Source organism: Coleofasciculus sp. D1-CHI-01 (genome assembly GCF_040218875.1).
Taxonomy (GTDB): domain Bacteria; phylum Cyanobacteriota; class Cyanobacteriia; order Cyanobacteriales; family Coleofasciculaceae; genus Coleofasciculus.
On sequence record NZ_JAVJQP010000002.1, the window covers coordinates 1 to 25160 of the forward strand.

The following is a 25160-nucleotide window of genomic DNA, read 5'->3' on the forward strand; positions in this document are numbered from 1 at the left end:
TAAAGTCCTCACTACCAACTGGGTTTGTAGTAAGCGCTTTAGCGCTATTGATCAAGAGGACTAAAGTCCTCACTACCAACTGGGTTTGTAGTAAGCGCTTTAGCGCTATTGATAAGAGGACTAAAGTCCTCACTACTAACCCGGATAAACTCTGGCACAACATCAGGTAGGAATGGCTGTTCAGAGAAAGAACCCGATGTATGATGTTCAAATACTTCTGCTGGCGGTAATGATTTAAATTCTGTTTCGCCTTTAATTTCAGCTTGCGGATCAGCCATCGGTAACCAGCCTAAGAAGGGCAAGGGTAATAAGCTAGAGAGGTTGGTAATTGTCAGTAATAACCACAGGCGATCAAAGTTATGTTCTGTCACCCCTAGCCAATGGGTTAATAACGCCCCCAATTCATGAGATAACAGTCCCGATAAATTCCATATCGACATCAGCAGGGCAAATAAAGTAGCTTCCACCCCCGACGGGCAGAGTCTGGCTGAAAGGACAAGCACAGGCATAAATGTAATCTGTCCAATCACCGTCAAAATCAAACTGTCGCCTAAACTAAACCAATGATCATCAATGCCTAATGCCCGATTCGCATGGGTAACAAGGATAAGCGTCGTCATCCCCAAAACAGCCGACAGGACAGTTGTCCATCCCATAATCGTGCGGAAAGGGATACCCTTTAAAAAGCGTTGAAATACCCAAACCCCCACTAGAGACGCCAAACTGGTAACTAAACGCACCCGCCCTAAAAATTCCGGTTCAAATCCGAGTTCATTGGTGGAGAAGAAGAAAAAGGCTGAATCGGCTGTGGGTGTAGCTTGCCAAAGAAAGATAAACGCCGTGGGTAGCCAGATGGCTTTTTGAGTCACCGCATGGCGCAGTTGCTTAATTTGGTTGGTGACAGTGGCGGTATTTAACCCGGAACTAACGGGTTCCTCGGCAATTAACCACGCCACGCCAGAGACGAGTAGGGGAAAGGTGGCGGTAATGCCAAAAACGGTTTGGGTGTTGAACGCCTCCAGCAGCCAACCACTCAGATATGCCGTAATCACTCCCCCAAAAGCAGAGGTTCCCCACGTCAGGGATTGCAGAGAACCCGAGTTGCTTAATGATTCCCGCCTTGCTCGTTCCACCACCAGCGAGTCTACGATGACATCACTAATCGCTACAGAAAGGGAACTCAGGAGAATGGCAAGGGTTGCTGCCCAAGCTGTATGGACTACCGTTGCTAAGCTTAACCAGGCGGCTGTTCCCATCAATCCTGACAAGACTAGATAAGGGCGGCGGCGATAGCCAAATAAGGGGAGTCCGTCAGACAAAAAGCCAAATAGGGGTTTAATCACCCAAGGTAACGCCGCAATCCCGATTAGGGCTGCGACTTGGGCGGGACTTAAACCGAGTTCGTCCTTGAGGAAGAAGCTAATCGCTAAACGGGCTAGCCCCAGGATACCCTGGACAAAGTAGACGATCAGGATGGCAATCAACTCCGGAGTGGGTTCATTGCCAAAAAAGACTTTATCTTTAAGGGCGTGTTTAATGCGATCGAAGCCAGAGGCGGACACAATCATGAACTTTTTTTAAGTTTTATCTCTTTTTATATATTACACGCCGGAGCTGGGTTGCCTCATCTGCCTATAGGCGATCGCTCCGAGTTTGTTTGTAGTAGGCGCTTTAGCGCTATGAGAGGACTAAAGTCCTCACTACTGACGGCTTGTCGAGTCGAGGATTCCGTGTTGTCGCCTTAGTTGGCGACTGCAATCGCTGCTACACTTGCCTTGCGTCCGCGTTGACAGGACTCACAATCCCATAAAAACGCTATATAGCCGTATTGTTTGGAACCTGAAAACTATTATTTTCAAAGCGAGTTCTACTCATGTTTAGTAAACGGGTATCTTGAATCAATATGTCTGCTTCATTGTCACGAAACAAACAATCGATTAGTCGCACAGGTTCACTCTCTGAAATCAAGAAAAACGAATCATTCCAGTTAGTATCAACACGATTGGTTCTAAAATCACAATTGCGAAACTCCACATTTTGCGAACTCCTAACCATAACCATCTCAAAGCGCCTATTATCGAAAAAATGACAATCGATAAAGGTAGCCGTGTTAATATCGGTCAAACGAAGAATACGATAAGTACAATCTCGAATGATTGTCCGACGACAGGTTAAATTTTCTGTAGCGATCGCTTCAATTCCCCAGATTCCACTACCGAATAGAACACAGTCCTGAATATGAACATGGCTAGTATTTCTGAAGAACAAAACACCGCCTCGGCAATAGCCTAGTTCCGGCAAATGTCCACCTTTAATATTCTCAATCTCGACATTATTACAATTGTCGAATTTTAGAACGTTAGCATAACGGGGATTAACTATCAGGCTCACTAGATCATCTATTTCTCCGATAATTTTCAAGTTTTCAACCTTAGAAATAACCAATTCTTTTCCGTCATGTACTGGTTCAAATCTAGCATGATCTTGCTCAGATTCGCCAGAGATCTCAGACAAAAAATAAATACCAGGTTTGAGAATAATCGTTCGGTTAGAGCCAATAGCGTAGAAAAACTCTTCAGCATTGCTGACATAAATGCTATTGCGAGCTATCGCTTTTTGATGAATCAACGCCAAACTTGTTGCTCCGAAAGCAATACTACCCTGTAGAAACCAGCGTCGATGAATAGCTGCCATAAATTTAACCTTTTCTATTTAGGATGAAAATAATCTTACTAGCACTCGTAAAAAAAAACAATTGAAAAAGTTCACTGATCACCAATTGATAAGCAATGGGGTTATCATGATTAACAAGATAACTGGCGATCGCACAAACGAGTTGGACGTGGGCAATGGAGCAGGAACTTTACGAGCGCGGGCGACAGAAGGCGCAACAAGGCGATTTAGAGGGAGCGATTCAGGAGTTTGAGCAAGCGTTGCAGATTAATCCAGAATTTGCTGATGCTTACTACAGACGGGGATTGGCTCGTTTTGATTTAGGGGATTGTCAAAGTGCGATCGCGGATTATTCCCAAGCGCTACAGGTGAATCCTGAACATCTGGATAGTTATTTGGGGCGCAGTTTGGCTCACTTGGCGCAGGGAGAGGCTCAAGGTTCCCTGGAGGATGCTCAACAGGTTCTCCAGATTGATGGGAATCACGGGGCGGCGTATAAACTGCAAGGTACAGCCTACCGTCGATTAGGGAAGACGAAAGAGGCGATCGCATCCTTTAAACAAGCGGCTAAACTGTATCTGGATCAGAAAGACAAAGACAATTGCCAGAGTTGCCTAGAGAGTATCAAGCAAATTCAGGCAACGCAAATCCAAGCAGCGAGTGCGGCGGAAACCCAGAAGTATTTGACTCAAGTTATCAATAAGCTACAACGAGGAAACCATCGGGAAGCCTTAGAGGATTGTCAGTGGCTGCTGCACGTTGCGCCCAATGATGCTAGAGCTTATTGTTATCGGGGAATTATTCGCAGCAAACTGGGGAATTTAAGAGGAGCAATGGAAGATTTAGGTCGAGCCATGCAGCTTGATCCCAATGATATCCAAGTGCGTCACTATCGGGGGCGGGTTCGCATTGAACTTGGAGACTATCGGGGTGCGATCGCGGATTTTACCCAGTTACTTGAGATACAACCCGACAATTCTCAATATTATATTTGTCGGGGTCAAGCTTACTCGAAACTAGGCGATTATCGCCAAGGAATTGAGGACTATTCGCGAGGGTTAACGATTCAGCCCAATGATCCGCAAATCTATTATCATCGAGCGGCGGCGCGTGCGGATTTTCAGGATTACCAAGGCGCAGCGGATGATTATCAGCAAGCGGCGAACCTGTATTTTGAGAAACAGGATTGGCAGAAGTATAATCAGGCATTAAATCAGCAGAAGCAACAAATAGCAAAGGCTGAAGCTGAGATTAAAAAACGCTCGGCTCAATTGAATCGGAAAGATATCTTTATCAATCAAGAACGACAAATTCGGTCGAATGCGCGGGTGGATCGAGAGTTACAACAACGACTCCTGCGGATGGTGGGGGGATACTGGGATGTGGCGGTGCGTTTGATTGAGTTAGCCAAGAAGAAATATCCGGGAATGCCAGAGAATTGGTACTTGCAAAAGGTAATCGATGATTTAGAGCGCGATCGCTAACTCCAAGGTCTCCAGGAAATCCTTGTGGATCTCTGGGAGTTATGGGTATAACTTGAACTAATATATATATACATATATCCATTAATATATACAATAACAGATATATTGGATGCTTGTTGTGATATAGCAAGCCTATAACTTAGGTTTCTAAAGGGTTTCAACTTTTTTTGTCGGAGTACAAAAAGTATGATAATGTCCTAAATCGAGGGCATATTATGCCTTCAGAAGGCAAAAATTTTGCTCAAAGGAGTTATTCAACTTAATGAGTATTCCGATTCAAGTTTCACCCGCGACGAACGATCTGACCCTATCTATGGATCAGACCGTCGCCGAAGTGGTGAAGGTGACTATCCCCAAATCTGGGGTAGTCCCGAAAGTGGATGTCTATTTTCTGGCAGACACAACGGGTAGCATGAATAATGCGATCGCGGCGGTCAAGAGCGGCATTGTCGATGCCATGACCAGAATCCAGGACTTAGGGGCTGATGTCTGGTTCGGGGTTGGCGACTACAAGGACTTTCCGGCTCCAGTTGCCGACGAACATCCTTACGGATTCGCTAACCAATGTAGCCTGAGCGCAGATATCGCTGCCGTCAAAGCCGCGATCGATACTTGGACAACCTCCCCCGGTCAGGACACTCCAGAAGCTCAGTTCTATGGACTCGATCAAGTTGCCGAACCACCCGGCGGTCAGATCGGTTGGCGTGCAGATGCCAAGCGGATTATTGTTTGGTTTGGCGACGCGGCGGGTCACGACTCAGTTTGCAAGGAAATTTCCAACCTCTCCTACGACATCACAGAGGCATCAGTCACCGCCAAGCTGGTGGCAGAGAAGATCAAAGTGCTGGCGCTTTCCATGGATACTAACTATCGTGCTCCAGCCGGACTTGATGACGATCCTGTAAGATCCTCCAGCGCGTTTAGATCGAAATGCGGAGATCCGGGTGGCACTCCTGGACAAGGAAGCCGAATCGCTAAGGCAACAGGTTGTAAGCTCGTCCAAGGTGTCAATGCCGACACGATTGTGGAAATAATTACCACAGAAGTGGCAGCACAGATCACCTCAATTGGCAACGTCAGTCTAGTAGCCAGCGGTGCCACCGCACCATTCGTCGTTGCGGTAGCACCTAGCGATGGTTATGGTCCACTGAGCCGAGATCAAGACCATGAACTTAGCTTTGACGTTGACTGGATTGGCAATGTCGAAGCCACCAGCCAAACTCAGGTCTTTAACGGCTCCCTAGATGTCGTCGTTGACGGCGAAATCCTTGGCGGCAAACCCGTCAAAATCACAGTACCAAGTTCTGTTCCAGAACTACCCCCAATTGAACCCGAGGATGAAGATATGGTTACACGCCCAGATGATGTTTCCGGTACCTGGATGTTCATTCACCAAGTAACAGGTACTTATTTACAAGCCTATGGTTACAATCCCCTTGTCAACTATCATGTCCATACCTGGAACCAGGATCCTCCTAATACTACAGCATCAAACCAAGGACACCTGTGGGTTCTGGTCAAGCAGACTGATGGAACTTACCTGATCCAGAGCTTCGAGAAAGATATCACCTACAAGGAGAATTTGTATCTCCAAGCCCCAGACAAACCTGGGCACACCGTTGCGGCACATGTGGAGTTGCAACGGCGCAGCCAAACGGAATTGCAGTCCTGGGTATTGGTTCCAGTCAGCGGAGATCCCGACACTTACGCCATCCAACCCAAGGCATACCCCGAATATGCCCTAGGTCTTTTGGAAAATCATTGTCGAAACGGCACAGGCATACATGTGATCGCCCACCGCACCTGGGGAAAACCAACATTCCATCACTATTGGCGACTGAGCAAGGATTACGTAGGCGGCAATTAACTCTGAGTACAGACGGCTATTATTAGACCAGTACCATTAGACCTCTTGGGGAATTCTGCAAGAGGTCTCATCTTGGGTTAGTATAGCAACCGCTATAGCGGTTAGGACACATCATTTATGTTCCAGACGTTGCATGCAACGTCTCTACTTTTGGTGGGTAGATACTGGGATGTTGCAGTGCGCTTGATTGAGTTAGCCAAGAAGAAATATCCGGGGATGCCAGAGAATTGGTACTTGCAAAAGGTAATCGATGATTTAGAGCGCGATCGCTAATTTAAATATCTCAAAGATTATCATGTCTACTGATAAGTAGTCGGAAAAAACTAAAGTTAACATAAATATTATGCTTAAGGGTCAGTAGTCAGCGCTCGACCCGCTTGAGGCACGCTTAGTGCCTACTACAAACCAGAAAAGTGGCATAATGCGGTAAGGGCTTTGCTGCCACAGTCAGTTGGACAAATTGAGGCATCTTCGGGTTTGAGTAATATCTGCATAGCTGTCCTGCGGCTTCTGAGACGCTAAAACATCTATCCCTATGGTTTTTCGCATCCCTCAAAAGGTTAGTCTGGCGTTACCCGATTTGGCAAATCTGCGAGTCGTGGGCGTTTCAACCATTGCTGTGATCATTACCCTTCTGGGCGTGCGACACTTGGGTGGACTAGAAACGCTAGAACTGGCGGCGTATGATCAGTTTGTCCGCTTGCGACCTCTGGAAACGGAACCTGATCCTCGGATCTTGGTTGTCGCGATTACAGAACAAGACCTGGAAATTCAAAATCGGTGGCCCCTCTCGGATCAGGTTTTGGCACAGGTATTACGCCGACTGCAAGCCGCTGAACCCGCTGTTATTGGTCTAGATTTGTATCGCAATCTTCCCGTGGAACCGGGTCATCAGCAGTTAGTGGAACAACTGCAACAACCGAATTTAATTGCAATTCAGAATATTGATATCCGCGCCGGAACCCCACCGCCACCCGATGTATCACCGGAACGCATCGGTTTTAATGATATACCCCTTGACCCAGACGATGTGGTTCGTCGCAATTTGTATTTGGCGGAGAATGAAAGCGGCGTGCTTTTCTCATTTTCCCTGCTTCTGGCACTTGGCTATCTAGAACCGCGTGGGATTGAACTGGAAGCCAGTCCCGATAATCCAGACATTCCCCAGCTTGGCGCGGCTGTGTTGTCACCCATAACGGAAAATGCGGGGGGATATCAAAAGGGAGATGTTGGCGGGTTCCAAATCTTACTCAATTATCGTTCCCCTTATCAAGTTGCGCGACAAGTCTCCTTAACTGATGTCTTAGCGGGAAAGGTTGATCCGAGTTGGGTGGAGGACAAGATTGTGATTATTGGGTCAACTGCACCCAGTCTCAAAGACTTATTCGCCACACCCTTTAGTCCCGCCCTGGAAAAAAATGCGAAAATACCTGGGGTTTTAATGCAGGCTCAAATGGCTAGCCAATTCCTGGATGCGGCGACGGGTAAGCGTCCTTTATTCTGGTTTTGGTCAGAACAGGCGGAAATCCTGTGGATTATTGGTTGGATTGCGATCGGGGGGATATTGGGGCGGGTGACGTATCATCCCCTGGCGTTAATTATTGGGGTAACAGGTAGTTTGGGGGTGTTATCCAGTGTTTGTTTTTACCTATTAACCCAAGGTGGCTGGGTTCCTTTTGCAGCGCCAGCATTTGGATTTGGGTTAACGGTGGCGATTTTTGTCACTCATCGTTCCTATGAAGCCCATCAACAGCAGCAGATTGTGATGAAGCTGTTGGGACAGAATACCTCTCCGGAAGTGGCTCAGGCTCTTTGGCAAGGTCGCGATCGCTTGCTAAAATCTGGGAAGTTACCGGGGATTAGCCTCACCGCCACGATGTTCTTTGCCGATATCAAAGATTTCAGCACCATATCGGAAAAGATGACCCCAGAGGCGTTGTTGGAATGGTTAAATGAAATTCTGGGAGTGGTGACTCGTGAAGTCCTCCAGCGTCAGGGGATTGTGAATAAGTTTACCGGGGATGGGGTGATGGTGGCGTTTGGTGTACCTATGTCTCGTCTGCACAGAACCGAAGTTGCTGAAGATGCGAAAGCCGCTGTAGACTGTGCGTTAGCAATTAGCGATCGCCTAGAGTCGATGAACCGAGATTGGCGACGCCGAGGTTTACCTGTGATTCAAATGCGGATTGGTATTTTTACGGGTCCTGTTGTAGTGGGCAGTTTAGGCGGCAAAGACCGCTTAGAATATGGCGTAATTGGCGATAGTGTTAATATTGCCTCCCGACTAGAGAGTTGTGAGAAACAGCGTCAACCAACTCCCTGTCGGATTCTCATTGGTCAACAAACGCTAGATCAACTGCAAGGGGAATTTGAGGTTGAATCCTGGGGACCTCTAGCCTTGAAAGGAAAACAGCAAACGGTGAATGTTTATCGCGTTTTGGCACGAACCACGGTATCAGAGTAGAATGGCACTGAAATAAGCATTTTGACATCGCCGAAACCCTTAATATACCGTAGGGTGGGCATTGCCCACCAGCCTTAAGTCAGAGAGTAAGAGTGCAGAGTATACAAGTTAACGTATCTCTCTTTTCTCAGATGGGTAAAACCTTAGAGAAAACTACAGATCATAAGATTTTAAGTAGACAACTGGCTGAGACGCTGAAACATCTACCATCACTTCACTAGCCCAGTCTGAGGTATTCAGAAATCCACCAATAACGTCTTTTGCCTCGTCTGGATTCCACCAAGAAACATCCCTAAGCTCTTGTGAACTAAAGGGGCGAAATCCTTCTTTTAAGGGGTCAGTATATCCAGCACTGGTCAGAAAGGTATCCAAGTCACGTTGATCAAGAGTAAACCGCAGGACAATCAACGAGTCAATACCAGACTCAGTATGCACTTCCATCTCCTTACTGCTTGGAGGTAACTGAATCCGAGCGAGTTGTTCAATTTGCTGTCGATTCAAATTTTTCTCCTGACGTTGTGGAGCCTGACCACAACTAAACATGAGCAGACTCATTAATATCAAGCTGACAACAGATGTGGCTAATTTCATCGGTGCGGGTTGAGTTACATCTGGGTGAGGAAATAAACGATAAACTGTTCGGTATTTAAACCTTAATGTCAATAATGACGTAATCCTTGTCGTAGTGTGAGCATCTTGCTCACTGTATTGAGCATCTTGCTCACTGTATTGAGCATCTTGCTCACTGTATTGAGCATCTTGCTCACTGTATTGAGCATCTTGCTCACTGTATTGAGCATCTTGCTCGCGACTAATACCCAATTTAAATGCATGACAGCTTAATCGATGCTCACTCGTTTTCGATTTCTGATTCGATTGATTTAAGTCGAGCTTGTATGATTATTATTCTCTCTTCCATAGCTGCAATTTTCTGATTCAATTCTGAATCATCACCTCTCAAGTCTAAAATAACATATATACCTACACAAGCTAAGACCAAAAAACTCAACCCCGATAATTGGTTATTGATCGAGAAAATGTACAAAATTACCAAAATTATAAAAATCAAGTTTTTCATTGTTTTTACTCTAAACTTTATTTGGATTTTTAACTAAAATTTTAATAAACTTAGTCATAAACTCAATATTCGCGAAGCTTGTCGATTTCTTTTTCAAGTGATGTAAGTCTAACCTGTATTCTTCCTATCCTCTCTTCAATGGCTACAACTTTCTGAGTAAATTCTGGATCATCACTTCTCCAGCCTAAAACCATATATATATGCAGACAAACTAAAATTATAAAATTGAGCTACTCTAATTGGTCGCTCATTGATGCAGAAATGTAAATAATTACTAATATTAACCAGATTATATTTTTCACTATTTATTCTTATTGTCTAGAAAATTATTTACTGATTTTAATTTAAATTCTTTCTATTGTTGCTGATTATGATTATCATCCGACTTAGCTTTAAGCATTTTTTCTAAAACTTCCAATTTAGTTTCTATTTGCTTGATATCAGTTTCTTTTTTTATCAATGTTTTTCTTAAACTTCTTATTTTAGATGTTAGAGCAAATATCGTAAAAATATACAATCCAAATATTATAATCAGCTTGACTGAATCTTCCATTTCAAATCCCCCTATCACCCAACACATCCTATTAATAAGTCTACAGGTCTTCTTGAATCCTAATTATCTCATCATGGAAGTGGAGAATTTTATCTAAATATGTTTCTACAGTTTCCAGTTTTAATTGCTTGGGATTGAGCTTATTTTTTATGCAATAATAGTAAGCCATTAGTTCTCCTGCTAGTAATCCTAATGCAAGGTAGCAATCCAAACTTAACAATCCATTTTCTCCACAAACACGAGCAGCGGAAAAAAGCAAAAAAGTCATTAAGTGTCCATGTATTTTAAAACATTCTCCGATTAGTTCAGGCAAGTTTCCATCTAGAGCATTGAACTGACTTTCTAAATACTCTTCTGAAATCAGTTTCCTTACTTGAGCAATTACTGTGTTTATTCTCTCGGCTTGCTCTTGAGAAATCCTCCTTTTACTTTCTTTGGCTTTCTCGGTTCCGTGAGCGCTAGAGGAATCATCTGGCTGCTGGACTATCTGTCCGAATTCTGTTGCCCCCTGGATTTGTGTTGGTTCTTGTTCGAGTAGTTGCGGCTGTTCCCCTGCTGTCCCTGCTTCCGGCAGCTTCTGTCGTTCTTCGGCTTCAGAATTTTCCTTTCGCTGGATGCTTTGTTGTGAAGTGAATTTTTTTGCCTGAAGTTGATTCAATTTCAATCGGTTCAATACAGGATTGGTGGCGGGTATTGCTGGCTTTTGCTGCCAGTTTTCCAGCTTTTCCGAAGCTTCCTTCCTCTGAATTGGTGGCGGTGGGGGTGGTGCAATAGGCGTATTGACTGGAATGTCTAGTCCATTGTAACCAAAACGAGATTTCCCTTCGAGTTGTGCTTCAGCAGAACGGGTATCCTGTGACTCTGGCTGTGCCATAGCAGGTGAACTAAACGAACTTTTCTGCAACAGATTGGTTCGAGGTAAATCTGCACGTCTGGTTTGGATGCCATTACCGAATCCACGGGTTTTCAACGGATTGGCAGGAGGAGTAAAAGTAGACTTCAAGGATGCTTTTTTTGAAATGTGCCGCCTGGTACTCATAACTAACTCTGGTACTTTTGAATGTCGGACACTGGAAATACTTTAATATTAGATCTGAATTAGATTAAACGCAATCAATTATACACCTAACTATAGCAGTACGCTCTCGCGTAGTTACAGTACAAATGTTCTAAGTTACTCCTGATAAAGCCTCCATTTCTAATGTGTAAATACACCAGCGCGTAGGGCTATATAATTCTAAATTCAGGTTAACTACCGCCGTTACAATTCAGTCCGCGTAGGCGGACTTTGTTTGTGTAGCAGCGATTTCAATCGCCCTAACCAAGTCACGGCAGGTTTAGTTACATCTAGGTGAAGTAAGAAACGATAAATTTGAAACCCGCCCCGAAAAACCCGATCTCCTGAACCAAGCAAAGGGTCAAAGCTTTTCCCGAAAACCACCTTGCCATCGCGTTAAAGGAACACAATCAATATTGAGTTGGTCAAAGGTTCGCGCTACAACAAAATCCACTAAATCTTCAATGGTTTGAGGATTGTGATACCAGGCGGGAATTGCTGGCACAATCTTGACTCCGGCTTCGGCTAGGGTAGTAAGGTTACGCAGGTGAATCAAGCTAAATGGTGTTTCACGGGGTACAATTATCAGTTGACGCCCTTCTTTTAACTGCACATCGGCTGACCGTTCCAATAAATCTGAACTTAAACCATTAGCAATTTTTGCCACTGTACTCATACTACAGGGAATAATCACCATTCCCAATGTCCGGAACGAACCACTGGCAATGGTTGCACCCACATCTCCCCAGCGATGACAAATCAGCTTGCCTTTTGTGGGTACACCTGCTTGCTGTCGCCAGAATTGTCCCTGCTGTTCGGGTTCTGGAGGCATACGGGTGTTTTGTTCCGCTTGCCAAACCATGTAGGCTGATTTTGATGCTACGAGTTCGATAGTATAGTCGGCTTCTAAGAGAAACTTCACGGCACGTACTGCATAGATTAAACCAGAGGCACCAGTAATACCGAGGATTAAGGGGAACGTTTGGGGATTGGTTGAAGACACGCGATTTTAACGGAAGATAGTTGTCAGTCTTTACCAGTGTAGAGGCGTAGCAGGCTAAGTTTCTACATAAAGTAGAATCATTTTGTCGCCAATGTTCCGATTCGGAATTTTAGTCTAAGCCCTGAACTAAAGCTAAAACCTGTTTTAACGGGTTCAAATACTCAGTAAGCTTTAGCTTACTTTAGCTTTCAGCCGGAAATTTATTTCCAGGCGTCCAATTTGGCGACTTAGATGTCAACTTAAGCTAGAACCCCTCACCCCCAGCCCCTCTCCCACCAGGGGAGAGGGGAGCAAGAAATACAAGAAAGAAAGTGTGTTCTTTTCCCTGATACTAGAAGCGGTTTTATGTGATGGTTCCCCTTCTCCCATGAAACAAAAGCGAAGCATCCTCTGTCCTCCCCTCTCTTGTAGGGGGGAACGAGGGGGGTGGGAGAAGGGGTTAGGGGATGAGGGTGAAAAGCTCCCTCTGTATTGAGTTTCATCTTAAGTTGTCACCAATGCACATCAGTGCGTCCCTACGGTTTCTGGGCGTAAGGTTAATTGATAAAAGTCGGTATGTCACGCCACTACAATTAGGTAAAAAATTGATTCAACAAATGACAAATGACAAATGACTAATGACAATCTACTGATTTAACACCCAGCGCCGGAATAGTTCAACGATAATCTGCCAAGACTCACCCTTTTGCTGAATCACATCATGGCGTTTTAATGTCTCCAACGCTTCCTCTAATTGTTTCTCCTCTAGAAGCGCAAGTCCTGATTCTCTGAATAATTCTGCTAATTTTATCCTTAATTGTTCACTCGTTAACCCATCCGGGTGAGGTGCTAACACCTTAAGGATTGCCTGTTGACCCGCAACCCCTCGCGCCGCTTGACCCCAAACACCATCAAAATAATACCGTCCCCGTTTATAAAATGCGGGGTCATTAATCACCGCTTCCACATCCTCTACCGTAAAAACGGGGTCACGCGAATGCCCCTGTTCAAACACAAAATCATTGTAACGGCGCACCAATTGGAATCCGACCAATTGAACTAAATAGGGTTGACCTGCGGTGAGACGATAGATTAAGTCAAGGGCGTCTGGAGTGTAATCTAGGGGAAAATCAACCGCCTCATTATCCGGGATATCTGAAACAGTCGCATCTGGATTTTCCAGGCTGGGATTGGCTAAAATCTGGCGGGTTGCAGCAGGTTCTAAGAAACCAACGTGAATCGGAATAACGCTGGCAAAGAAGGGTTGGAAATAATCAGCAGTCATTTCTTCTAAGGTGTGCAACCCAGCAAAAGCAAACGCGACTTGAGCGTTCATTTGCACCAATCCCCGCAGATAGCCAATAAAGTCATTAGGGATTTTTCCCGCTTCGATGAGTTCCTCGATTTTCTCGAATTCATCTAGGGCAATAATTAACCCCTGTAGAGACGTGCCATGGCGCGTCTCTGTATCTGTCCCCTGCACCATCTCCACCACCTGTTTAAAATAGCGTTCAAACGTTCGATAAGGAAGATTTAGTAAAGCCTCATCATCGGGAGGGGGACAGCCGATCGCATCAGAGATTGCATCACTAATTGCCATTAACACTTCCCCGACACCTTGGGGACTGCCTAAACGCAGTAGGTTAATATAAACCACTTTTACCCTTGAACCGGAACAGTTTGCCACATTTAAAAGAATCGAGGTTTTCCCCATGCGGCGATGACCATAGAGAACTACAGATTGGAGTTGTTGACTCATAACCCAGAGTTCTTCTAATTGTCTAAGGATATCGTCTCGTCCGACAAAGCGATTCCCTTCTACGGGGTCTCCGACAACATAAGGATTAGTAACTGGTTTAGTAATAGAAGTCTGTCCAATTTCAGTCGCGATTTGTAATAAGGCATCTTGCCAATTTTGGGCAATATCTTTAATCAGTTCTCGTTCAGCTTCGGGTAGGGTTTCGATATGATTAAGGATAGTTTCCAGTTCTCCTAAGGCGCGGTTGAGAGCAAAGGAACGGGTGGAACGAGAGACGCTACGCTGAACCACTCGCACATCTTCCACGACTCGATAGAGAGATTTTATGGTGTTCCAGGTTATGGGACGTAGTAAGGGTTCGTTGGGGAAAGTGGGTAGTTCTAACGTGGCGATTGTGGCGGGTTCTTGGGCTTCGCTGAAAGTTGTGAGAATTTGGGCGAGGGTGAAGAGTTCTTCACCATAGAGAAGAGAACGGACAACGGCAAAGGCTTCAGTTGCTTTAGCGGGTTCTTTTTCATGAAGATGCCAGAAACCAGCCGCCGCAGCGCGGGCGGGGGTGTCTAAGCGAGTATCTGTAATAAAATGAGCTTGAAGCTGTTGCCGCCAATGACGCGGAAATAAGAAAAAACCTTCTACGGCGTTTGACTTAAACACCGCATTCAGCGAAGCTGAACAAAACCGTAGTAGCTGCCAATCAAAAGGGGTTTCAGCCAGCCGAGAGATACGCCAAATTAATTGCTCTGATGGAGTTTTTGCCAGTACCTGATTAATGCTTTGTACAACAGGAATGAACTGTAAAGTATATGCCAATAATTGATTGATATTGTGTAAACCCGTTTGCCAATCCTGTTGCAACCAATTCTGTAAACGCAACTGTAGATAGGGTAGAGGAATTGGCGTTATGCGGGGAAATAACCAACTCCCATTCTGAAGATATCGCAGGTTTAACGGTGAACTAATCAGCCAGTTGTCTGGACGCAGGATGGCCACGCCAAATCCCACGCCCAATGCTACGCCAAATCCCACACCACTTGCCAAACTGAACGGCACACCAGCTGTCCAACCTAACGCTACCCCAAATACCATGATCGCTAAATCTAATGCCATCCCAAACGCTACGCCAAACGCTACGCCAAACGCTACGCCAAACGCTACGCGAAATCCCAGCCTCTTCCTCGACTTCGTAAGAATAAACGCATAGCCAAAAAACACCACGTCAAACGCCACAATTATCGTCACACAAAACGCTATACCTAACCAAGTAATATCAAAACCTATCTGTTCTAATAGCTTACATAAAACGAAAGGAACAACAACTATTAGTACCCAACTTTGTAAAACCAAGACTAGTTGTGTTTGAATCCCGAAAGTATGCTCGTACCACTGAAATGCTTGAGGAAAGTAAAACACCCAATACAACAAGCGCAGATAATCCAAGGGATTCCATAAAGATAGAGGGCGATTCAGTTTTGGTGCTAAATATAATCGAGGAACAGGGCGATTTTGGCTCATTTTAACTCTAGTTCTATTATCAGAAAATCAATTCAGCAGAGAAATTAATAATTTTGTTGATAAAGTTGAAAAACCTAACCCCCCAGCCCCCTTCCCAACCCCCCTCGTTCCCCCCTCTTAGGGGGGAGGACAGAGGATGCTTCGCTTTTTTGGCACGGAAGGGGGAGTCGAAAAGCTGCATTAAATAACAAATATATTCCGGTTCCCTTTCCTTGTAGGAGAGGGCTAGGGAGAGGTCAGTCTCCCCCCTAAATTGACCAATAATAGTGTTTAATATCTGGTTGTCAACGATAGAGAAAAATCCGGCAAAATATAAACTCATGACTCACCCTCCAAATACCGAGAATACATTCGATAACACAACTGCATCAATCGCCGGGGATGACCCCCACTCTCCTCAACTAACCGATTAATTTCAGCTTCAGTAAACCTTACCGAAGTCATCGCCAAACGTGCCTCAATAAAATCACGGGCGGTTGATTCATCCCAGGGTTTTATGATTTCTTCTTGACAAACTCCTGCCAGAGGCGAAGTTTTGCCATTATCCCAACTATCATTAAACAGTTCATCTAAAGATTCATTCGCCGCCAAAACCAGCTTGAGTGGTGCTTGACTCCCCTCAGCCAAACCCCGTAGATAATCCCGCACACCGCGATTAAAGCCATCCCAGGTCATTTTTCCCACATTATCTAAAGCCAGCAGAACTTGACGGGATTTTAAATGGCGATTCAGCCTTGCTCCCTTGCTTTCCGGTATTCCAATCTCATCACATAATGCACCATAGAAATCATCTTCATCTTCAACCAAATTTAAATCGATAAAAACAGGCTGACGCAGCGAATGGAGATGAGTATCCGCCAGTTGGCAAATCTGGGAAAGTAAAGAAGATTTACCGACACCCTCTGCTCCGATTAGGGCAACACTACTACCACTATTAATCACCTCAAATATCTGCCGGATTTCCCGTTCTCGGTTAAAAAAATCTTGCGGATTATCGATTCTGCCTTGTTGGGGAGTGAAGGGATTAATGGTTGGGTTCTCAGAATCTAAATTAATCGACGTTTGTTGTAAGATTTCAGTGGGTGCTGAACCCTCTGATTCTATCGGTTGAGCTTGAACCTCTACACCATAAAGATATTCAATTTGCTTCTTAAAATTTAGTTTATTGATTTTAAGATTAAAATGCAATTGAAGTCTTTTGCATAAATTTGCGCCTAATTCTCTAGTGTATTGATAAACAAAAGAGTTTTGGGCGGCAATCTGTTTATAAAGGTAATCTTGCCAAATCCCAATCACAATAGCTTCTTCCGCTTCAGTCAAAACAGGCTGAGAGTTCTCCCACAGCCGCCTGTTGATGAATTGTAGCGCCTCTTTTGAATCCATTAGTAAGCATTAAGATTCATTTGCCAATTGTATCGAACCTATCCCCATTCTGCCAGTTTGTAGTTGCGCTTTAGCGCCATCAACGCTTCAATATTGAGAACAAACTGATAAAAGGGCGACCCAAGTCAATTGAATGGATTAGTATTGTTAATTAGTGCAAGCGGGTCGCCCCTACAGGAAATCAGGGTTGAACCGTCCAATCTTCAAACACCAACCCTGGAACCTTTGTAAAATCGCGCCAATTACGTGTAACCAATATAGCATTTCTGGACATCACAATCGAAGCAATTCGTAAATCTTGCGTACCAATCCGAATCCTTTGACGAATCAATTCTGTATAACAACTGTTAGCCTCTTGATCGAAATCAAGTACATTGATAGTCCTAAAATCTTCTAATGTATCCCGAAGTCTCCTGTAAGCCAATATCCGAGCATCATTAGAACTCACCCGTCTAATACTATCCAGCCGTCCCCGCAATTGTTCTTCCACAGTAATAATAGTTGTCGCAATTTCTCTAGGATTAACGGCGGTAACACGCTGACTGATAATTGGATGACCCCGTTGCAGCAGCGAAAGGCAATCCGTATCAAGTATCCACAGACTCACTTGACTTCATCCTCTGCATCGAGTTGCCGATAATAATCCTCCATTTCCTGATCGAGTTCACGACGATAAGCTTGGATATAATCCAACATCTGATCAAATTGAGAATCATCCTTATATTTACCCGCCAATTTCATCCAAGGATTGTCAGATTGAGGACGTTCAATATCTAGAGAAACAAGTTCAGCATTCTCCAAGCGTGCCTCTAACAATTGACGTAAACTCACCAATGCCGCTTCGCGAGTTTTCCCCGTTGTCTGACAATCGGGTAAACCCCATACCATGGCTTTATAGCTACCCCGTTCTTGTTCAATAAGTACAGAGTAGGTTAACTGAGACAAATTCTCTATCGGAGTAAACATAAAGTTAGTTGTCATAAAACTTGCCCTATTTCACTTCAATCATAACTCCCCAAAGACAGTTTCGTTCGTAGCTGCGCTTGTAGTTGCGCTTGTAGTTGCGCTTGTAGTTGCGCTTTAGCGCCATCAACGCTTCAACATTGAGGACAAACTTATAAGAGGGCGACCCAAGTTAATTGAATGGATTAGTATTGTTAATTAATGCAAGCGGGTCGCCCCTACAGGTGGTTAAATGGCGAATGACAAATGACAAAGGACAAATGACAAACCAACATTATCCTACATCTCCCTACAAACACTGACATTACCAAGTCCCCTACTTCTGCCTACCTAAAATACCTATTACCCAAGCCATCATAGTTGTATCGATAACCGAGATAAACACCATGATCAACACCAACCCGCAAACCCAACCAAATCTAGAACCCCAAACAAACGCCATCGAAACCGTCACACCCACACCCTTAACCCAAATTAACCCCACAACCCTAGTCCAGTACGGCGGGATCACCGCAGCCGTTATCTTAGCGATCGCACTCCTGATTCTGGCGTTAGCGGAATATAATAAAGTCTTCTTTCCCCCTCGCCGTTAGCCGATAACGGTAAACTAAGAAAAGCCTTGGCAAGCATTGCCTCTCTCAAACCTGATAACGACTTGATTCATGACTACTTCGCTCAACGAGCTAGAAACCCAATTAGTTGCCCTCAAACAAGAAGCCACTCCTGCGATCGCAAAAACGGATACCCTGGATCAATTGGAACAATTGCGCGTCAACTACTTGGGGAAAAAAGGACAGTTATCCCAAATCTTGCGCGGGATGGGGAAGCTATCCGCCGAAGATAGACCGCGAATTGGGGCGCTGGCTAATGAAGTCAAAGAAGCCCTGCAACAATCCCTTGACAACAAGCGCCAAGAGTTACAAGCCGCCCAAATTCAGGCACAACTAGCCGCCGAAACCCTTGATGTAACCATGCCAGGGGTATATAACCCTCAAGGTCGAATTCATCCCCTCAATAGCATTATCGACCAAGTGCTAGATATATTTGTCGGTCTAGGATACACCGTCGCCACGGGACCGGAAATGGAGACCGATTATTATAATTTTGAGGCATTAAATACCCCCCAAGACCATCCGGCGCGGGATATGCAGGATACATTTTACCTCCCCGATGGAAACCTGTTGCGAACCCATACCTCCTCGGTGCAAATTCGCTACATGGAAAATAACGAACCCCCGATCCGAATTATTGCCCCAGGGCGGGTTTATCGCCGGGATACCGTTGATGCGACACACTCCGCCGTCTTCCATCAAATTGAGATTTTAGCCGTTGATGAGGACATCACATTTGGGGATCTCAAAGGGACGTTAAAAGTCTTTTTCCAAGAATTATTCGGTGAAGATGTTGATGTTCGCTTACGCGCCAGTTATTTCCCATTCACAGAACCCTCGGCGGAAGTCGATGTCAAGTGGAGAGGCAAATGGTTAGAGATGGGCGGCTGTGGAATGGTTGATCCCAATGTGCTGAAAACCGTTGGTTATGACCCAGAAATTTATACTGGGTTTGCCGCCGGATTTGGCGCGGAACGTTTCGCCCTGGTCATGCACCAAATTGATGATATCCGTCGTTTATATACCAGTGATTTGCGCTTTTTGCAACAGTTTTAAGGGGTCATTGGTCATTGGTCATTAGTCCTTTGTCGTTCCTAAAATAGGAGTTTCCTATGTCTAGCGATTCAAAGAAAAAAGTTGCGATGGTAACAGGCGCTTCGTCTGGAATCGGTAAAGCGATCGTGCAGAAACTTCTAAAAGAAGGTTGGATCATCTATGGTGCGGCGCGGCGAGTGGAAAAAATGGCAGATATTGAAGCAATGGGAGCCAAAGTTCTGTCTCTTGATGTGACCGATGATGCCAGTATGACAACGGCAGTACAAACCCTGCTTTCGGCTGAAGGGCAGATTGATGCATTAGTGAATAATGCGGGGTATGGTTCCTACGGGGCGCTGGAAGATGTGCCACTCCAAGAAGCAAAGCGACAGTTTGACGTGAATGTGTTTGGCTTAATGCGGCTGACGCAACTGGTTTTGCCTTCAATGCGAATGGCAAAATCCGGCACAATCGTGAATATCAGTTCCATGGGAGGGCGGATTTGGATGCCCATCGGCGGTTGGTATCATGCCACAAAACACGCAGTTGAGGTACTATCGGATGCCTTACGGATGGAAACCGAACCCTTTGGCATTCGCGTGGTGGTGGTGCAACCGGGGGCGATTGAAAGTGAATGGTCGAGTATTGCGGCTCAGACGTTACGAGAGAACTCTCAGGGATCAGCGTATCAGTCAACGGTGGAACCTATGGCAAAGGTGTTAGAAGATTATCAGAATGCCTCAAGTCCTAATTTGGTTGCTAAAGCCGTTTCTAAGGCGGTTAATAGTCGCCATCCCAAGCGGCGGTATGCTACACCAATGGATGCCAAACTCTATATATTTTTGCATTGGTTGTTACCAGATTGGGCATGGGAGCGGTTGATTGCTAGTGCGATTCAGTAGGAAGCAGGGGGAGCAGGGGGAGCAGGGGAAGCAGGGGGAGCAGGGGGAGCAGGGGGAGCAGGGGGAGCAGGGGAAGCGGGGGAAGTGTTGAATGTGTAGGGGCGGGTTTCATGATTATTGTTGCTGAATTGACCCTGATGCGAATAAACCCGCCCTGACCGAGTGTTGACGTTTTGATTAACGTCCCTATCTAAGCTGTTATGCATTTAAATTGGCGATTAGTAGCGAGCAAGATGCAAAGCCTGCGGCATGGCTTCGCTAAACGCACTACAAGGATTTCACCATGATTAACATTAAGGTTTAAATGTCGAACAGCTTACCCTCTGCCCTTTGCCTTCTTTCTACACTCAGAATTTTCTGACTAAAACTCCGGGTTCTTTCTGAATCGGTAAAACGTCTAAACTATCCGCTTGGGCGCAATACTTTAAATCCTCATGACCGTTTAACCGCAGTAGACGTTGACCATGACTAGCATGGTGAAACATTTCTAACATCTTGTCTTTCCACTGAGTATAAAGGGCAAGAGCGCCAATCACTTCATCATTACCCGCGATATCACTAAGCGAGTGATTGGTTTGAGAGATCAGGCTATCGGCGATCGCACCTGCACAGGCGGTATCTTCGAGGGAGTAGGAACCTTCCCAGCCAGAACCGACTAGCCAAACAGTTTCCGGCTTTTGCTCTAGCAGATACTTGACAACCGTCTGACGATTCACCATGGCGGCGGCTAGCACCACAGGGGCGTTCTGGACGCGCTGTAAGGCGCGAGTACCATTTGTGGTCGTGATAAACAAACGGCGTCCCTGAACGCGCTCTGGCGTGCAGTCAAGGGGAGAATTGCCTAAATCACAGCCAGCGACTTTTGAGCCGCCTCGTTCTCCGGCGCGAATGCGTTTTTCTGGGAGCCATTGTTCGCTCACTTGCATTAACTGATCAATATCGCTGAAGGCTTGCACAGCTTCAGCACCTGCGTGTAAGGCTGTAGCAATCGTGGTTGTAGCTCTTAGTACATCAACCGCGATCGCACAGTCGGGCGTCGTATCAGTTGGGGTAAGTTCGGGGGTGTGGTAAATAAATAGCTTCACTGGCTAACTGCACCTGCGTTTTCAAATGCCGACTCCATATTTTACCGATTTAAGGTCGTGGAATTTAGGCTTTTATAAGATCATCTAACCATTGCAATCATTTGGAACGATTTATGGCAACGATTTACACCCTCCATCCGGACACGCCTCAAATACGCCGAATAGAGAAAATAAGGGACAACCTGCGAGACGGTGCGGTGATGTTATATCCCACAGATACCGTTTATGCCATTGGTTGCGACTTGACTGTCAAATCGGCTGTGGAACGGGTCAGGCGTTTAAAGCAACTCTCGAATGAGAAGCCTTTAACGTTTCTGTGTTCCTCGTTATCCAACATCTCTGAATATGCTTGGGTCAGTGACCCGGCTTACCGGATTATGAAACGTCTGATTCCTGGACCCTATACCTTTTTGTTACCCGCAACTAAGTTAGTACCTCGGCTAGTGATGAGTCCCAAGCGTAAAACCAGTGGTATCCGAGTTCCGGATCATCCGGTTTGTCAAGCCATACTCGAAGCGCTAGGTAATCCTGTTATTTCCACGTCGGCTCATTTACCCGATGAGATGGGAAATTTCCCCACCGTGGGACTAGAAACCGCCAGACTCTTTGATCAGTTTGAGGGTTTAGTGGACATTATTGTCGATGATGGCTCAAAACCCAGTTTCCAGGTATCCACCATTCTGGATATGACCGGGGATGAACCAACAATCCTGCGGAAAGGTTTAGGAGCACAAGCCGCCATGGCGTGGGCTGTACCCGCTAACCAGAGTTGGGAATAGGGTTATAAGGTTTGACCCATCGGTGTAATCCGTTAGAGTCAAACCCAATCGAGTTCGGCTGTCGCTGATCAGCATTCGGGCTACAGGAGACAGACCGGGGATTTCGGATGAACGTCCACAAATAAACCCAGTTTGTGAATTGTCTACTCTCACTCAATATTAAAGCCGTGGAAAGACTGACCCCTTGCCAATTGCCTAAATGCAGGTGTAGCAAGGGTTAGCAGCCATAAGCATAGTCCCTTCAGAGGCGAGGGTGTCTGCCGTGTACTCGTGATCTCTCGTTTAGTGACACATCACTCCACCAAAGACTAGGCGTAACGTTTTACATTCAAATTGTGGACAGCAACAGAGCATTTATTCCGAATAACCACTCGTTCCTCTGCTGATGTCTTGGTAATTCGTAACTGTAGTCTTTAGGGGCAATACCATGAACGTTAAAACTGTTAAATCTATCACTCAACCTTCCCCAAACCACCTAGAGAATCCGGAAGTTTTCGGCACAGACACTCAAAGTTTAATTGATCTGTTGCTAGAGGAAATGCGGTCGGCACTCTATGGTTCCAAAGCTTTAGAAACCAATGGTGGTTTGACTTCTGAACCCAAACGCCTACCCAGTCGCGCTCAAGTCGTGGCAAAACGCATGGTGCAGGAGGTACAACGAATTTGCCGCAAGAGCGATCGCATTCAAACTTCGGGTCAAGTTCGTTCCTGGCAAATTACGTTAATTCGTCACCGCTTACATAAGTGTTTAGGCTACTATAAATTGGGATCTAAGCAAGGGCGCGTTGAATTGCACAGCACATTAAGTGCCATGGTTTATCGCCATGTTGCTCAGCCTCAATCCCAGTTAAAATTCTCGGCTCGTTATAATCTGATTGAGGACTTTTTACAAGACTTTTATGCTGAGTCCTTGAAAGCATTTCGTCGGGAAAATGAGGTGGATGTAGACTACACGCCTCGCACTCAAATTGAACTGGCGGAGTATATGGCATTTACGGAACAGTATGCCAAGCGGCGCATCACATTACCGAACCGTTGTAGTCAACAGCTTATCGTCCTGAGAGCGCAAAGCTTTGCCAGACGCCAACCGAATGAAACGGCTCTGGATATTGAGCAAGCGGTGGAATTTGCCAAGGGCCAAGAAGCCCAAGAGTTAAGCCGCTCCCCGGCGATGCAACAAGTGCGGGCGCACCTGGTTGCTCAAACCACTGATCCGAGTGAATCGGTGCTGCGCGATCGCGTGGTGGGTGAATTGATTAATTATCTTGAGCAACAAGGTCACTCTGACTGCGCGGATTACTTGGTCTTAAAGTTACAAGACTTGGCTGCACCGGAAATCGATGAAATTTTAGGACTAACTCCCCGCCAACGGGACTACCTGCAACAGCGGTTTAAATACCATGTCGAAAAATTCGCCCGCTCATCCCACTGGAAACTGGTACACCAATGGCTGGGAGCCGATTTAGACCAAAAATTAGGCATGACCTCTGACCAATGGGACACCTTTTTGGCTACACTTGATCAGCAACAACAGCAACTCCTGTCTCTCAAACAAGCCCACAAGAGTGATGCTGAAATTGCCAAAGCGCTCAAATGTACACCCAAACAAATGCAAAAGCGCTGGACTAAGTTACTAGAATCTGCCTGGAAAACTCGCAATTCTGATAATTCTGTGAGCAAGTAAGGAGTGCGATGGTTGAATATAGAGGAGGTCAAAGGCAAAAACTTGATTCTCTTAGGGTGTTATTGGAACGGTTCAATGTCTAACCGTCATCCCCCTCTAACTTCTCCGGTTTAGATGGGGGATGCTGCTACAAAAGGCAGATGGGAAAGGGTAGAAGTTCTTAGCCAACTATAGCACTACGTACACACGTTAGGACAAATGAAGAAAAATTAAAATCGCTCAATCCCTTGTAAGGTAAGCTTTTGTCTTCAAAGAAAGCCTATTGCCTAGCGCGTAGCGCTATATGTCCAGCAGAAGGAGAAAGATTAGCTAATTTTATACTGACCCTAGAAAATACCAATGGACAATGTGACCGCTTCACATAGGTTTTACAGGCACTGACTGCTAACTTTTGCTAAGATAGTCTTAAGATAGTGTTAAGATAGTGTTAAGAATTTGAAATGATTAGGACGTAGCGATAGAAAAGCTGAATGTCTTGATCAATTGAGGAGAGCCTCTCATTCATTAGACTCATCTATTAATAATATTGACAAACATGGTGGTAAAAATGGCTCCAGTTTTAATATCATCCCCAGTTACAGATACAGAATCCGATCAAAAAGCTCTCCGCCAAGTCTGGCAAACATTAGGACCGGATAGTTGTCCGCGTTCCTACAATTTCCATTGTCACACCACAGCTTCCGATGGTCAGCTTTATCCCAAAACGTTAATAGAACAAGCCATTGCTATCGGTCTTAAAGGGTTTGCGATCACGGATCATCACACAATCGATGGCTATCAAATCGCTAAAACCTGTCTCCATTCCCTCCAAAACACTTTACCCCATCAGGCAATTCCTCACCTCTGGATAGGTGTCGAAATCAACGCTCGCTTATTGAATACAGATGTTCATATCTTGGGCTATGCGTTTGATCCTCACAATTCCCAGTTACAGCCTTATCTTCAGGGTAAAGCCCCTAAAAATCAACAAGCTGAAGCCGCTACTGTCATCGATGTTTTGCATCAGGCGGGTGGATTAGCAGTGCTGGCTCATCCGTGCCGTTATCGGCGGCGTTCAGCCAAAGAATTGATTCCCGCTGCTGCTAGTTTAGGAATTGATGGTGTAGAAACCTACTACGCTTACGCTAACCCCAATCCTTGGCATCCTAGTCCGAGGCAAACTCAGCAAGTTAAACAGTTAAGTGCCCCGTATAACTTGTTCAATACTTGTGGTACAGATACCCATGGTTCAAACTTGCTACGGCGTTTGTAAACTACCCAACCTGAAGGGGTGACAAGAGCAAATCTCA

Annotated in this window: 21 protein-coding genes; 10 read left to right on the plus strand and 11 right to left on the minus strand. The window is 45.4% G+C overall.

Annotation, left to right across the window (positions count from 1 at the left end; genetic code table 11):
- Positions 1–44: 44 nt before the first annotated feature.
- Together RIB93_RS00245 and RIB93_RS00250 are read right to left on the minus strand one after the other, a co-directional pair.
- Positions 45–1568, minus strand: a complete 1524-nt coding sequence (locus RIB93_RS00245; RefSeq protein ID WP_446369168.1) for a folate/biopterin family MFS transporter — start codon at positions 1566–1568, stop codon at positions 45–47.
- A 247-nt stretch (positions 1569–1815) separates the two neighbouring features.
- Complete coding sequence (locus RIB93_RS00250; RefSeq protein WP_446369170.1) at positions 1816–2694, minus strand: right-handed parallel beta-helix repeat-containing protein; 879 nt, start codon at positions 2692–2694, stop codon at positions 1816–1818.
- 155 nt (positions 2695–2849) lie between these two features.
- Here RIB93_RS00250 and RIB93_RS00255 point away from each other — a divergent pair, with 155 nt between their 5' ends.
- The 4 genes from RIB93_RS00255 to RIB93_RS00270 all read left to right on the plus strand — a co-directional run bounded on the left by RIB93_RS00255 (position 2850) and on the right by RIB93_RS00270 (position 8488).
- Positions 2850–4157, plus strand: coding sequence for a tetratricopeptide repeat protein (locus RIB93_RS00255; RefSeq protein WP_446369172.1), 1308 nt, complete (start codon positions 2850–2852; stop codon positions 4155–4157).
- 262 nt (positions 4158–4419) lie between these two features.
- Complete coding sequence (locus RIB93_RS00260) at positions 4420–6024, plus strand: hypothetical protein (RefSeq protein WP_446369174.1); 1605 nt, start codon at positions 4420–4422, stop codon at positions 6022–6024.
- Positions 6025–6141: 117 nt separating this feature from the next.
- Entirely contained in the window at positions 6142–6297 is a 156-nt protein-coding gene (locus RIB93_RS00265) for a hypothetical protein (protein ID WP_446369242.1), read from the plus strand.
- A gap of 262 nt (positions 6298–6559) precedes the next feature.
- Positions 6560–8488, plus strand: coding sequence for a CHASE2 domain-containing protein (locus RIB93_RS00270; RefSeq protein ID WP_446369176.1), 1929 nt, complete (start codon positions 6560–6562; stop codon positions 8486–8488).
- Positions 8489–8641: 153 nt separating this feature from the next.
- Here RIB93_RS00270 and RIB93_RS00275 read toward each other — a convergent pair whose 3' ends face one another.
- From RIB93_RS00275 to RIB93_RS00310, 8 genes are all read right to left on the minus strand, one after another.
- Positions 8642–9310, minus strand: coding sequence for a hypothetical protein (locus tag RIB93_RS00275; RefSeq protein ID WP_446369178.1), 669 nt, complete (start codon positions 9308–9310; stop codon positions 8642–8644).
- A gap of 611 nt (positions 9311–9921) precedes the next feature.
- Complete coding sequence (locus RIB93_RS00280; RefSeq protein WP_446369180.1) at positions 9922–10119, minus strand: hypothetical protein; 198 nt, start codon at positions 10117–10119, stop codon at positions 9922–9924.
- Between the two features lie 40 nt (positions 10120–10159).
- The gene (locus tag RIB93_RS00285) at positions 10160–11122 is read right to left on the minus strand and encodes a hypothetical protein (protein ID WP_446369182.1); all 963 of its coding nucleotides are present in this window, start codon (positions 11120–11122) and stop codon (positions 10160–10162) included.
- 415 nt (positions 11123–11537) lie between these two features.
- On the minus strand, positions 11538–12179 hold the full coding sequence (locus tag RIB93_RS00290; protein ID WP_006101274.1) for a flavin prenyltransferase UbiX: 642 nt from the start codon (positions 12177–12179) through the stop codon (positions 11538–11540).
- 625 nt (positions 12180–12804) lie between these two features.
- Positions 12805–15429 (minus strand): ATP-binding protein, encoded by a 2625-nt coding sequence (locus RIB93_RS00295; protein ID WP_446369184.1) that lies wholly within the window; start codon positions 15427–15429, stop codon positions 12805–12807.
- A 318-nt stretch (positions 15430–15747) separates the two neighbouring features.
- On the minus strand, positions 15748–16812 hold the full coding sequence (locus tag RIB93_RS00300) for an AAA family ATPase (protein WP_446369186.1): 1065 nt from the start codon (positions 16810–16812) through the stop codon (positions 15748–15750).
- Between the two features lie 181 nt (positions 16813–16993).
- Positions 16994–17419, minus strand: coding sequence for a type II toxin-antitoxin system VapC family toxin (locus tag RIB93_RS00305; protein ID WP_446369188.1), 426 nt, complete (start codon positions 17417–17419; stop codon positions 16994–16996).
- On the minus strand, positions 17416–17793 hold the full coding sequence (locus RIB93_RS00310; protein ID WP_446369190.1) for a type II toxin-antitoxin system HicB family antitoxin: 378 nt from the start codon (positions 17791–17793) through the stop codon (positions 17416–17418). Before RIB93_RS00310 ends, RIB93_RS00305 begins: the two co-directional genes overlap by 4 nt.
- A 368-nt stretch (positions 17794–18161) precedes the next feature.
- On the opposite strand from RIB93_RS00310, the gene RIB93_RS00315 reads away from it, so the two are divergent.
- The 3 genes from RIB93_RS00315 (at position 18162) to RIB93_RS00325 (ending at position 20323) form a co-directional block, all read left to right on the plus strand.
- Positions 18162–18368, plus strand: coding sequence for a hypothetical protein (locus RIB93_RS00315; protein WP_446369192.1), 207 nt, complete (start codon positions 18162–18164; stop codon positions 18366–18368).
- Between the two features lie 69 nt (positions 18369–18437).
- Positions 18438–19442, plus strand: coding sequence for a phenylalanine--tRNA ligase subunit alpha (pheS, locus tag RIB93_RS00320; protein ID WP_446369194.1), 1005 nt, complete (start codon positions 18438–18440; stop codon positions 19440–19442).
- Positions 19443–19498: 56 nt separating this feature from the next.
- Positions 19499–20323 (plus strand): oxidoreductase, encoded by an 825-nt coding sequence (locus RIB93_RS00325; RefSeq protein ID WP_446369196.1) that lies wholly within the window; start codon positions 19499–19501, stop codon positions 20321–20323.
- Between the two features lie 347 nt (positions 20324–20670).
- On the opposite strand, the gene RIB93_RS00330 is transcribed toward RIB93_RS00325, so the two are convergent.
- Positions 20671–21408 (minus strand): 2-phosphosulfolactate phosphatase family protein, encoded by a 738-nt coding sequence (locus tag RIB93_RS00330; protein WP_446369198.1) that lies wholly within the window; start codon positions 21406–21408, stop codon positions 20671–20673.
- 113 nt (positions 21409–21521) lie between these two features.
- Here RIB93_RS00330 and RIB93_RS00335 point away from each other — a divergent pair, with 113 nt between their 5' ends.
- The 3 genes from RIB93_RS00335 to RIB93_RS00345 all read left to right on the plus strand — a co-directional run bounded on the left by RIB93_RS00335 (position 21522) and on the right by RIB93_RS00345 (position 25123).
- Complete coding sequence (locus RIB93_RS00335; RefSeq protein WP_446369200.1) at positions 21522–22187, plus strand: L-threonylcarbamoyladenylate synthase; 666 nt, start codon at positions 21522–21524, stop codon at positions 22185–22187.
- Between the two features lie 427 nt (positions 22188–22614).
- Positions 22615–23871: a HetZ-related protein gene (locus tag RIB93_RS00340; RefSeq protein WP_446369202.1), complete on the plus strand. Its 1257-nt coding sequence runs from the start codon at positions 22615–22617 to the stop codon at positions 23869–23871.
- Between the two features lie 535 nt (positions 23872–24406).
- A complete protein-coding gene (locus RIB93_RS00345; protein WP_446369204.1) occupies positions 24407–25123 on the plus strand; it encodes a PHP domain-containing protein in 717 nt (238 codons plus the stop codon).
- Positions 25124–25160 lie beyond the last annotated feature (37 nt).